Annotated in this window: 7 protein-coding genes; 2 read left to right on the forward strand and 5 right to left on the reverse strand. The window is 68.7% G+C overall.

Going from position 1 to position 12,743, the window contains the following annotated elements; translation table 11 throughout:
* The first annotated feature begins 20 nt into the window (after window positions 1–20).
* Window positions 21–1,829, forward strand: coding sequence for a WXG100-like domain-containing protein (locus BOX37_RS27045; protein WP_071930099.1), 1,809 nt, complete (start codon window positions 21–23; stop codon window positions 1,827–1,829).
* Window positions 1,830–2,005: 176 nt separating this feature from the next.
* The gene (locus BOX37_RS27050; protein WP_156910561.1) at window positions 2,006–3,163 is read left to right on the forward strand and encodes a C40 family peptidase; all 1,158 of its coding nucleotides are present in this window, start codon (window positions 2,006–2,008) and stop codon (window positions 3,161–3,163) included.
* Window positions 3,164–3,269: 106 nt separating this feature from the next.
* On the opposite strand, the gene BOX37_RS27055 is transcribed toward BOX37_RS27050, so the two are convergent.
* The 5 genes from BOX37_RS27055 to BOX37_RS27080 all read right to left on the reverse strand — a co-directional run bounded on the left by BOX37_RS27055 (window position 3,270) and on the right by BOX37_RS27080 (window position 12,739).
* Complete coding sequence (locus tag BOX37_RS27055; protein ID WP_156910562.1) at window positions 3,270–5,627, reverse strand: hypothetical protein; 2,358 nt, start codon at window positions 5,625–5,627, stop codon at window positions 3,270–3,272.
* A 119-nt stretch (window positions 5,628–5,746) separates the two neighbouring features.
* On the reverse strand, window positions 5,747–7,639 hold the full coding sequence (locus tag BOX37_RS27065) for an ESX-1 secretion-associated protein (protein WP_071930103.1): 1,893 nt from the start codon (window positions 7,637–7,639) through the stop codon (window positions 5,747–5,749).
* 33 nt (window positions 7,640–7,672) lie between these two features.
* On the reverse strand, window positions 7,673–8,074 hold the full coding sequence (locus BOX37_RS34980; protein ID WP_206045720.1) for a YbaB/EbfC family nucleoid-associated protein: 402 nt from the start codon (window positions 8,072–8,074) through the stop codon (window positions 7,673–7,675).
* Window positions 8,071–10,113, reverse strand: a complete 2,043-nt coding sequence (locus tag BOX37_RS27075) for an ESX-1 secretion-associated protein (protein ID WP_071930104.1) — start codon at window positions 10,111–10,113, stop codon at window positions 8,071–8,073. The genes BOX37_RS34980 and BOX37_RS27075 overlap by 4 nt, the downstream gene beginning before the upstream one ends.
* An 82-nt stretch (window positions 10,114–10,195) precedes the next feature.
* On the reverse strand, window positions 10,196–12,739 hold the full coding sequence (locus BOX37_RS27080; protein ID WP_071930105.1) for a hypothetical protein: 2,544 nt from the start codon (window positions 12,737–12,739) through the stop codon (window positions 10,196–10,198).
* Window positions 12,740–12,743: the final 4 nt, after the last annotated feature.

The following is a 12,743-nucleotide window of genomic DNA, read 5'->3' on the forward strand; positions in this document are numbered from 1 at the left end:
CCGGGAAGCAGGCTTCACCCGTGGCGATCCAGATACCGAGCGAAGTCGCACTCTTCCTGAACTTCCTGGGTTTTCCCTACCCGGACATCAACGAGGACCATGTCCGGGAATTGGCCGACCAAGTGCGTGTGTTCGCCGAGAAGGTGCAGAACACGCACACCGAGGCGACCGGCGTGATCAATGACATGGGGTCGGTGTACTCGGGATACTCCTACGAACAACTCGTCACTGTCTGGGCGCACATGAGCGCGACGAACATGGCCGACCTCGACCAGGCCTGCACCGTGGTCGCCACCGCGCTGGACGCCGCGGCCATCGTGATCGTCTCGGTCAAGGTCGCGGTCCTGACCGAACTCGCGGCCCTCGCGGTCGCGTATGCCACGGCCATGTCCGCCGCCGTAGCCACCTCCGGGCTGTCGGCCGCCATGGGTCCGGCGATCACCGCCGCCGCCCGGCGACTACTCGTGGCCATGGAGCAGACCCTGTTGAGCTACCTCCTCGCCGAGGTGATCGTCCGCGCGGTCGAACCACTCGAGGACACCGTCGCCAGAGTGGTCAACGGGTTCGCCTACGAGTCGACGCGCCGCGCCCTCGGTGTGCCCCTGGCGCCCGAGCACGCGCCGACGCTCCACATCGATCCCGACGAGGTCCTGCGTTACACCCGGGTGCTCGACGATCACGCATCCGACATCACCCAGCACGCGGAGGATTTCGCGAACAGTATCGCCGATCTGGACTTCACGACCACCGACAGCGGGTCGAACGACGGCGCGGGCGTACCGCGCAGCTGGGCGACACCCAGCCTGGACCAACCGACGGGTTCGCTGCCCCCGAATCCGGGCACAGAACCGCGATACGACGACGGCCCAGCCATCACCGCTCCCCCGACCACCATGGGTTCACCGACCACGCAGCAGGCGGTGAACGGCAAGACAGAATTGGCCGGTACGCCGCCACCGGTATCCGCAGCACCCGCCTCGGCGTCGGAGTCCCCGGCACAGAACCCGTCGGAGTCCACGCCGGACAGCACAGGCCGAACCCAGCAGCCGACCGAAGCCTCGCAGCAACCTACCGGCACTCCGGACCAGCGACACACCGGTGCGCCGGGCGGACAGCACCTCGACACCCCGGACCATCGAATTTCGGCGGACGGTGGCGGCAACACTGCGGGACCGGCACGAGCGGTACCCGCTTTGTCCGACCCCGTCGGCGCCGAAGTCCGGTCGGACCGAGAGCAGGATGTCCGCACCACTGCCTCGATGCCGACTGCCCCGGCATCCGATCCGGCCGCTCCGCGCGGCCTCGGTTCCTCCTCCGGCACAACAATATCCACCGGGTCGCCCCTGTCGACATCGGCTTCCGCCGACAACCAGACGACCAGCAGCGCTATCGGCAACCCCGCGCCGGCCGCCGGTGGAAGTACACAGCCTTCCCCGAGGGGAACACCGTGGACACGCGCCGCGAAACCGGCCGGATCGAGTACGACACCACCGAAGCCAGGGTCCGTGGACGCCACGGCAGCCCAGTCGCCACGATCGCCCTCCGAGCGCCCCCCTATCACGACGCCCTGGTCGAAAACCCGGCCTACCACCGTCACCCCCGCGCGGATCTCCGCACCCGAATCCACCCGACCGGCGCCGAACGTTGCGCTCCCACCGAATGTCCCCGGAGCCGAGAAGACCGGGCCGGGCACACCGACACCGAGCTCCGCCGCACCCGCGCCCCCGGTCGCGGCCGATCAGCAGGCTGCGGCACCGAATCGTGACGACGCCCCAGCCGGACCACCCACAGTCACCGCGCCCGAACATTCCACACCGAAATCCACCTGAATCCACCCACCAGGAAGGTGGGTCCCGCACCGCCATGTGCCGAGTTCCCAAGATCGGGAATGCCCGATACTCGGCAATAGACCGTCCAATACCCATGGGTGAGCGAGGTGACCGATGGTGTTCGCACACCAGCCGAATCCGAGGCACACCGGATCGAATGCGGACCCGGTGCGGCCATGACCAGTCGTGCGGAGCTGGTCGGGTTCATCGAACTCTACGTGCCAAGGATTGCCGGCGGCTTCGTGGAATCGACCATCCACGCCGCGGAGGAGTACTTCGAAACCGCGATCCTGCTGTTCGCCTCCGGCGACGGGGCCCGCCAGCCCGACCTGGTGAGCTGGATGAAGGACCGGCAGCTGCTCGACGACACCGGGTTGTCGGCACCGTCGGGCCTGCTGGCCGAGGACTACAGCTCACAGCAGCGCGAGGTCGAGGAGGAGGAGCAACGGATCGAGGAGCAGGGCGATGCGGTCCATGACTCCACGTTCGCGACCTTCGACCTCTCGAATTCGACCTACATATCGATCAAGGAACGCGTCGGACGGCTCGACACCGAGCTGCGGAGCATCCACGAACGCGTCGACACCCACGATCTGGACTCGGACGGAAACACCACGGAGTATCTGCCGCTGACAGCCACCGAGGACATGCGGGCACTCCGCCTCGTCATGAATGCGGTCGGTGATGTCCACCGCGAGGTCGACAACGCGTCGACGGTGAGCCGGAATCACGCGGACGTCATCGATGGCTCGCACCCCGCGCCAGTGATCTATTCCGGTGCTGGACCGGCCGCCTCGGGCTACAACCCAGCCCCTACCTGGACACCGACCAGTGCGAGTTACATCCCCTCCGACATGACCGATCCCACGGACCGGGCCCTCGCCGCTGCCCGCAGCCAGCTCGGTGTGCGCGAGTTCGGCAACAACTCCGTCAACGCGCCATACAACATCAACGACGCGTGGTGTGCCTCGTTCGCCGACTGGGTCTGGGACCAGGCGGGCCATGAGGTCACCTGGACCAACAAGAACTATGTGCCCGCGATCTGGAACGATGCGCAGGGCATGGGCCTGGCGGCATCACCGCACAACGCCGAACCCGGCGACATGATCGTCTTCGATTGGGACGGCGGCGAGCCCGACCACATCGGCATCGTGGTGCGCGTGGACGGCGACACGATCTACACCATCGAGGGAAACACCGGCGGACCGGACGGGGTCGACGGGGTCTACGAAAAGGCACGCACGATCAGTTCCGGAAATATTGTCGGCGTTGTCAAGCAACCACCCTCCGTAGCATCCGTGGATCAACCGCGTCCAGGAGAGTTGCTGGTCTGAGCACGAGTCGCCGGGTGGGGCACCACGGAACCGGTGGCGCCCCACCCGGACCGGTATCGAATGGCCGGACGGCGTCGAACTACGCCACCCAGCCGCCACCGGCTCCCTATCGCAGCGTCGGGGCCTCCACCGCCGGGGGTTCCGGCGCGGCCGGGGCCGCGGCGGCGACCGGCGGCGGTTCGGCGGCGGCGCCGGTGTTATCGGAACCCGGTGTGGCCGGGTCGATTCCGGTCGGGTGGAAGTAGCCGACGAAGTCACCGTACGGTCGCCCGCTGCCGTCGTCGGGGGGATTGTTCGGATCCAGCGGAACCACCTCGCCGTTCACGATGACGTTCAGTCCCTCGTCGGTCACGACCAACAGGGCGGTACGGACGATCGGCGCCGAATCGGGTGTGGGCCGGTACTCCCACTGGGCCACGTCACCGGTCTGCACGCCGGGACGCGAACCGCCGTCATCGCTCCCGGGAGTCGGGCCCACCCTTTCCCACGAACTGCCCGGGCCCGCCTGTGCGGACGTTCCCTCGTAGGCGGCACGCCCATCGCTGCCATTGGGGTTGTGGAGTTCCTTGTTCAGCGCCTCGGCAACAGCCGCGGGCACCGACTGTGACATACCGTTGCGGAGGTCGACGTCCACCATCTCGCCACTCGGGGTGAACGTCTGCGGCGGAGCTCCGATATTCGTGGATGCGGTCACCGCCGGCGGCATGTCGCTTCCCGGGATCGGTACCGGTTCCAGGTCGGGTGCGTACGGCTCCGCGCCGAGGTCTCGGTCGCGAAGGTCGGGAGGCCTGGGATCGGGCTCCTGCCGCGACCACGGATTGTTGTTGCCTGCCAAGCCGGACATGAGTGCGGACGCCGGAATCATGTCCCCCAACCCACCCATGCCTGAGTTGTTCTGGGGCAGGGACTGGACTGGACCCGGGCTGCCGGGGTCGGCTCCGGCAGCGGCGTCGACGGGGCCGCTGTCCGCATCTCCGGACCCGCCGGAACCGGCGTCGTCGACGCTCGACGACTCCTCGAGATCGCGAATGATCTCCTCCAGCATGTCGGCGGTGACGCCACTTCCGCCCTCGTCAGCCCCGTCGGCCTGGCCTTCGCCATCTCCCTCGCCGCCTGCACCGTCCTCCTCCGGGTTATCGATCAAATCCCCGAACAGGTCCTCGGGATTTTCCAGCCCATCGCCGGCGAATGGGTCGCCGGGGGTCGGGTTGGTACCACCGTCCATGCCGGGGAGGTTACCGTTATTTCCGTTTTCTCCCGCACGCTCACCACTATTCCCGTTGTCGCCCTCTTCACTGTTGTCGTTGCCATCGACGACGCCATTGCCATCGTCATCGCCGACGCTGTCGTCATCGACTCGGGCGGATACTTCTTGAAATTCTTCGACCGCGCGATCATACGTTCCGCTGAACTCTTCTGAAGCATCGATGATCTTGTCGATGTAATGGCTATGCAGCCAACTCGGAGCCAGTTCGTAATACCGGCTTCCCGATTGTGCATCTTCTTTCATCTCGAAGAGAACGCTCGTGTTCGATTCACTGCCGATAGGAGCGGAAATTGTGAGCATGATGTCGCCGTCATCATGCACGGACATCGAATATCCGTCGCGATCCTCGTAGTGCGCGAGGAGATCTACTTCGAGCTTTTCAACGAGGTCGTCCTTGATTCCCCTCAGGTCCGCAAGCACTTTCTCCTGCTTGGGTGTCAGGTCATCAACATCGATGCTTACCTCGTCGTTCTTGTCGTCGTACAGCTCCTGCCGCGCTTCCATTCGCTGGGCAAGCGTCTCGTGCCGTACGTTTGTTTCCGATTCATTGGCGAGATCGATGACCCTGTTCCAGCCTTCCAAGGTACCGACATCTTCGAGAACTTTGGTAAACGCGGGCGCCGACTTCGGATCACCCACACCGATCGAATCGAATTGCTCCTGCATGGTGTCCTGGGTATCAGTGATCAACCAGATCAGGCCCTCGCTCGCACCTCTTGGAATGGGCAGACTCACCAACTCCAAGATGTTGTCAGCGTTCTCCGGCGTCAGCCCTTGCTGCGGCCCGAAATCACCCCAGAGGTCCAGATCACCCAGATTGTCGCTCGACTGGATGTCATGCTCACTGGCCGGACTGTCCCCATCAGCCTGGAAGGATCCGAAATCCTCGCCGCTGATGTCCGTTTCCTTGGCAGAATAGGCAGTGCCGTCATCTGCCACTCGATAGTCCACATCACCCGACGAGGGCCATGATTCGATCGGAACATGGTGTCCGCCGACTACCTGGTAGAGGGTGAGCTCGCCTTGGGGGTCGTCCTGGGCGTAGTAGAAGCCCTCTTCGGGTCGGGTACTCGTATCGTCTTTGCGTTCACCATCGCTGCCGTACACGGCATAGTTGGTGTCACCCTCGCTGGAGCCTGTTTCCTGACTGCGGGATTCCAGGTCCAGTCCCGTCCCGCCACCATCCAAACCGGCCATGATCTCTCCTCGATACTCGGTGCACAGCAGCTGTAGGTGTCCGATCGCATCCAGCTGTCAAGGGTGCCGCGGTCTTCGCGCACCCACGATCCGTCGGCATCGAACACCGGCCCGACGACTCATCCCGGGCGTGCATCGGACCCCACCCTGGGTTGTCCTACCGGCACGACGATCGCTCCGCGGACCCGCGCCCCATCCGATCCAGCAGAGCGTTCAGGGACAGCTACGGGTGGTGGTACGACACCGCCCATGGGACCGGCAGACACCACCGGGGAATCGGCGAACGCCGGGTGTTTCACGATCTGCTCATAGGCATAGAGCTGGTCCCGCAGCCGTCGATAACCCGGCTCGCCGTCCAGCAACAGCACGAGTTCGGTGCATCGGCGTTGGAAGACCAGCGCCCGTACCGCATCCCGGTCACCGGACCAGTGGGATCGAATCGCCTCGCCGAGCACGCTGTCGGCATGGCGCAGCTCGGCCCACCACTGTTCCGGTACGGGCTCCGCGGCTTCCAGCAGGGCCAGAATCCGCTCCCGCAGTTGCTCGACCGGCACCGCGGCCACCGGTGTGGCACCGGCTCGGCGCACACGGTGATGGGCGTCGACGCCCAGCTGGATACCCTTGGCCGCACGACTGGCGCGCGGCACCCCGGCCGCCTCGGCCAGCGCATCCGCAGAACCCGCGAAGCCCAGTCGGTCGATGGTGTGCGGGCCGGGCCACCGCAAGTCCAGTACGCCTTCCGGTTCGACCCGCTCCGCGCTCGCCGCACCCGAGATATCTTCTCGCAGCGCCGGATCGATCCGAATCGAGCTCGCCAGGGCGGTGAGCCGGGCGTTCGCTGTCGGACCCCAGATCCGGGCGAACTCCACCAGAATTCGCGCGGGGTCCGGGTGGTGCTCCCAGGTGGCCCGATCCGAATCCCGAACCCCCACCGCATCGTCACGCCGCCACGGCATGGACACATTCCGCGGCAGGTACAGGCCGGGCGGCAACCAGCCCCTGCCTTCGTTCGTGGTGAGGAACAGCGCCATGCCGACCGGACTGCGCAGCGCCGCGACCGACCATTCAACAGTGGGGGCCGTTGCCCCGGCAGCATGCAGTACCGCGGAGAGCAAGGTCCGGGCGGCTTTCAAGTCACCACTGTCGATGTCGGCGTTCGCCGCCCGTGGGCGCTGCCGTGCGCCACCCGTTGCGCTGGTCCCCAACGGCGATGCTGCCACGCCACCGACGGGCTGGACGGCAGGGCCCAGAGGGGCGGCAGGCAGGCCACTCACCGGAGTTGGCCCGGCACCCTGGTCAGGGACCGCCACCGGACCAGGCGCGGCCACCGCCGACGGGACAGCGGAAGCGATTCCGGCAGGACCACCCGCTGACGGCGGGGCCGGTGCCCGCGCACTGTCGCCGACCCGAGCCGCACCCTCCTGTGTTCGGGCAATGTCGCCGAACACCGAAGGCCGCACCGACAATCCGGGCGTGCGCACATCCGAGCGGTTCGGGGTACTCGCTGCCACCGGTCCAACTGCTGGTACCGGCGCGGGCCCGACATCCTCGCGGATGTCGGATGACGCGGCAGGCCGGCCATGAACGGGCATGGGGGCGGTGTTGGACGCGGCCGTCGCCGGGTTGACGATGACCGGATTCACGGCCGTGGGAGGCAGCGATCCGGGCACCGGCCCACCGGATGCGGGCACACCATCGAATCCCCGTCCGCGACTACCGATGTCCTGTCCCGACTCGCGGTCCCGGCTCTCGAAGTTCTGTGCCGCCGCCCGCAAGATGTCGCGAGTCCGCTCGTGCTTGGCTGCCTGCTGTTCCGAACGCCGGTGTCGCCGGTCGAAATAGTCGATCAGCGCGGCGCGGACCGGTTCGGCGATGGTCCCGTACTGGGATCGGAACCGGCCGAGCCAGCCCTCTGGAATCCGGCCCGCTTCCCGGATTCTGGCGGCTGCCAGGTCGTGCCGGTCCGCCAGTGCGCGCAGGTTATCCGGATCCAGATGCAGACGGTTCGCCATTCTGGTGACTCCCTCCGCTGACGTACCTGCGGTTCATTCTCCGTGCTTCCCAAAATTGGGGATCTGCTCCTTCGGGCCGGGCGCGGCGCGCCACTCCCGCATGATCTCGCCCAGCGGCGGTGGCCGATCGGCCGGATCGTTCATCGCGATCCGGTACTGCCTGCGCGCGTCCTCGGTGCTCTCCTGGATCGCGGTCATGATCTCGGTGGCCAGTTCCTGGCTGTCGAAGCGCGCGCACGTGCCGGGTGCCAGGTACAGGCCGGTCAGCTGTCCCTTGGCGTTCACCTCGGGAATCACCATGCCTGTCGGGGACGGACGTCGCGCAACGATGCGATCGATCTTCTCCCGCAGCGCGAGGGCACGATGGCGCAGTTCCCTGGCCATCGCCTGGGCGGCGCGCACGTCGGGATGAATCTCACGCCTGCCCGCGGTCACCTCGCGTCACTCCTTCCTGGACTCTCGCCGTCGCGGCGAAAGTCCGGTGCGATGGCACCCGGCGCGGAAATCGTGGGTGGCAGAACAGTGCCGGCCGGTGGCGCGGCCCCGGTGGGAGGCGTAGTCGTGGTGGATGGTGCCGCCTCGGTAGCGGGTGCCGCCGCTGCGGCGGTCTCGGGTGGTCCGGCGCTGACGGTAGGCCGACCGATCTCGCCATCGGCGAGATCCGCCTCGGACACCAGCACCTCGACCTGCGGCGCCACCACCGTCTCCGGCGCGGCCACCGTCTCCGGCGCGGCGGCATACAGCGGGTGGCCGATGATCTGCACATGCGCGTACACCGCATCGCGCAGCTCCTGCCGAGTCACGTTCTCGCTCAACAGCATCAGGACTTCGTTACAGCGACGTTCGAATACCAGCGTGCGCAGGATCTCGGCCTGATCGTCGATGCGGAGCTCGCCGAGTTCGACGCGACGCACATCGACGCGACGGGAGAGCATGGCAGCGGCAAGCAGGTCATCGGCGTCGCGAAGGTCGTCCCACCACTCGCGGGGTACGTCGCCGCCGTTTCGCAGCTGATCGAGGATCTTCGTGCGCAACTGGCGCACCACAGCGGACACCGACGCCGGGGCGCTCGTCCGCGCTATCCGGGAGTCGGCATCGATCGCCAATCCGAGGCAACGATCGCGGAGTTGGTCGTCGGGCACCGCGGCGACCTTGTCCTGCAGGTGCGACATGCCGCCCAGGACCAGCCGGTCGACGGTATCCGGTGTCGGCACACCGAGATCCACGTCGTCGGAGGGCGCGACCGCCGACTGCATCGATACATCGCCGAACCGAACCCGCACACCGGGGTCGATCTCCCCCGAGGAGACCAGCGCCGTCAGCCTGGCACCGGATCGGGTACCCGCCATGAGGCTGAACTCGGCCAGCATTCGCGCCGGATCCGAGATCCCCTCCCAGGCCGCCTCGGCACCGTCCACGGTCCACGGCAGGGCGGTGCCCTGTGGCACGTAGACGCCGGCCGGGAGCCAGCCCCTGCCCTCGTTCGATGTCACCAGCACCATGGCGCCGCCTGGCCCGCGCAGCACCGCCACCGCCCACTGCAAGCCGAGTGCGGAAGTCCGGACAGCGGAGAGGATTCCGCCGAGCAGGGTGCGGGCGAGGACCAGATCGTCGTCGGGGCGCTCACCCACCACGAAGTCCGGTCCGGCGGCCTTGTCCCTGGCATTGGCCAGTGCGGCGGCGAACGGCGCGATCGGCATCATCGGCAGGCCCGCGGCACCGCGGCCCGCGTCGGCGGGTGCGCCGGAGGCGGACTGGTCCGCGCCACCGGCGACACCGACGGGTGGTGCCACCACAGCCGGCGGCACCACGCCCCCCGACATGGCCGACGCGCCGGATGGGGCAACCGAGGGCTGCGCACTCGCGCCCGTGCTGCCCGGCTGTGCGGTGTCACCGGGTGTCACCGGGGCACCGGTGGCCGGTGGGAGAACGGAGGCCGGTGGGGTGGTCGCGGCCGCCGCGGGTGCCGCGGCCTCCGCGGCCGGAGCAGTCCCGGCGATCCCGGTACCGGCCCCCTCCCCGATCTGGGTGCCGTTCACACCGGTGCCGGCGTTCGTGGCGCCCGGCGTGGTCGCGGCCGGAACATCGACGGCGGGGACACCATTGATCGGCGCCACCCGGTTTGTCCCCGGGTCCATCGGCGCCGGTGCGGGCGCACCGAACTCCTCACCGTTGCGGCGAAAGCCGGTGGCGATGTCCTCATCGGTGCGTTCGTAGCTGTCCGCGGCGGCCCGCAGCGACGCCGCGGTCTGATCGTGCTGACCGGCCAAACGCTCCCCGGCGCGCCGCCTGGCGTCGTAGTACCGCACCAGGGCGTTGTATACCGGAAAGGCGATCTTGCCGTAGGTGGGCAGAAAGTTGTCGAGCCAAGCCGACGGCGGCTGCGCCCAGTCCCAGGTGTCACGGGCGACCCGGTCGTGCTGATTCGCGAGCTGACGCAGCACTTCCGGGTCGATATCCATCCGGTCCGGCATGCTCGCTGTGTCCTTTCCCGCGCCCTGTCGTCAACATTGTCCGGCCTTCCCAATCGTGGGAGGTGCGCCACGGACCCGCTGGTCAGCCGCGCGGTGCCGTGATGGTCGGTGGCCGGCCGCCCGGATCATCGGAGCCCGCGGGTGCTGGCAGGATGAACTGGGGATGCCCGATGACCTGGGCGTGGGCGTAGACGACGTCCCGCATCAGCTGGGCTGTGGCGGCCGGATCCCCTGGCTGCGCCAGCAGGAGCACCAGCTCGTCGCAGCGGCGCTCGAAAACCATTGCGCGGAGCACGGCACGTTCGGGATCGGGCTTCAGCTCGCCCAGGTCTACCCGTGACGCGTCGGCCCGCCGCGGCAGCATCGCCGCGGTGAGCAGGTCGTCGGCGTCGCGCAGCTCGTCCCACAGGTCCGGTGACACGGACTCCGCCTGGCGCACCGCGGCCAGGATTCGCTCCCGGACCGCGCGCGCCAGCACCGCTTCCGGCCCCGGTGCGGTGGTCCCGGCGACCTTCGTGTGCGCATCCCACGCCAGCCCGGCGCACCGCGTCGGCACCTCGTTTCGGGGGATCCTGTCGGCACGCGCGGACAGTTCCCGCGCACCGGCCAGCCCGAGCCGATCCACCGAGCCCGAGGCCCGCGACCGCAGGTCCCACTGCGCCGAGGCCTGGACCGAGTCCGCCATCGGCAGCTCGCGCCACCGCGCCCGCAGATCGAGCCCGATCGTCCGTGAGGAGGCCAGCGCGGTGAGCCGCGCCCCGGAGCGTCGCCCCCACGCCAGCCCGAACTCGACGAGCACCCGGGCCGGGTCCGCGAGCCCTTCCCAGGCGGCACCGGCGTGTTCGGCTTCCGCCCAGAGCCAGGGCATCGATACCGCTTCCGGCAGGTACAGCCCGCTGGGCAACCAGCCACGCCCCTCGTTCGAGGTGAGGAACGCGCTGAGGCCACCCGGCCCACGCAGTGTCGCGACCGCCACATCCAAGCCGAGGACGGTGGGGCCGATGGCGGCGAGGACCCCCGCCAGCAACGTCCTGGCCAGGATCAGGTCACCGTCGACGCGTTCGCCCAGCAGGAATGACGGTGCGGCCGCGGCCACCATCGCGGCACCGACCACTTCTTCGGCGCGCCTCGGTTCGGCAGGATCGGTGGGGGCGTCGTTGCGGGCGGGAGGGGTCGCCGACCGGTCCGGCCGCGCATCGGTCCGGTTCGGTGGCCCACCTGCCGGGGTACCCGGCGGGCCGCTGGAGTTCGGGGCGAACACGCCGGACCCCGACCGCGCTGCGGTACCGCCCTGGTGCGCCGGTCCCGCCGAGGGCGCGGCGGCCCCCGCGCCGGCCGCCAGCGGCGGAGCGACCATCGGTATCGGTGGCGGCGCGGCAACCACCGGCGCCAGCACCTGCCCCGGCACCGCAGGCGCGCCGGTCGGCTGGCTCCCGGAGCCGGGCATCAGGTCCGAGTCGACCGCCGATTCGTCACCCACGGCGCTGCTGTCGGCAGCTCCGGCCCCCACTCGGTCCTCGTCACCGCCATCGCTGTGGCTCTCGACGCGGTCATCGCCGTCCGAGATGCTCGGATCGAGCCCGTCCACGGTCGATGCCTCGGTATCCGAGGAGGTTTCGTCGTCATCGGGTTCGCTTCCGGCCGCGACCGGTGCACCCCGGCCGATCCCGGTTCCGGACGCACCACCGGTGCCCGCCTCCGCGAAGGGTTCGTGCCACCGGCCAACGGGCGGCTCGCCCGGTGGCGAAAGGGCAGGCGGCGGGCCGACCGCTGCCTCCTCAGCTGGCCCCGAGGAGCCACGCCGCTCCGGCACAACGCGCTCGGCGTGCGCATCGTCATCCACAGGCTCCGCCGAATCCGGTGTGCCACCAGCCAGTTGCAGCGGAAACGCCGCACGGGGCGCTCGAGCATACGGATTCCGCTGCTCGTCCGGCGATCCCGCCGCGTCCAGTGCGGGCGTGGCGTCGGCAGCCGACTCCGGCCCCGGCACATCCACGGGCGGTTGCGGCACCGCCGAACGGTTCGGGGCCGCGGGACGGTTCGGGGCCAGCGGACCCGGCTGCCCCAGATGATCGGCGACAGCGGTCAGTTCCGGCAGCGAGACCGGGCTGATCGAATTCAGCGCCGCACCGGCGACGTCATCGACATCCGCACGAGCCCGCGTGATGACGGCGGCGATCCGGTGAGCACGCGCGGCCTCGCGATCCGCCGCCGATTCGCGGTCCTCATCGGCGGTGGCTTCGTCGTCGGCCTCCGCCGCGGCGGCGCGATGCTCGGCGCGGATGTCACGGTCCGCGCGCTCGACGATGTCGAGGATCTGATTCCTGGTCCGATACGCCACATCCGAATAGCTGCGCAGGACAGCAGCGGTGGCCGCGAGGGCATCGGAGTACGCCTGTGGATCGTGCTGCTGGGCCAGCATCCGTTCCCTGACCGATTGCAGCCGACCGCTGGAACGCACCCGCTCGTCGAAGCCGAGGCGCGCCTGCGTCGCGTCGCCGACGTTCATCACCCGAGATGCCTGCCGGGCCACGGTTTCCAGCGCACTCCACTCCGCGGGACCGATCGCGGGCCAGTTCCCGCCGACGATCTCGTCCCAGTGCGCACTCCGCTGTTCCGGCGCCATTACC

The sequence above is a fragment of the Nocardia mangyaensis genome, from assembly GCF_001886715.1.
Lineage (GTDB): Bacteria > Actinomycetota > Actinomycetes > Mycobacteriales > Mycobacteriaceae > Nocardia > Nocardia mangyaensis.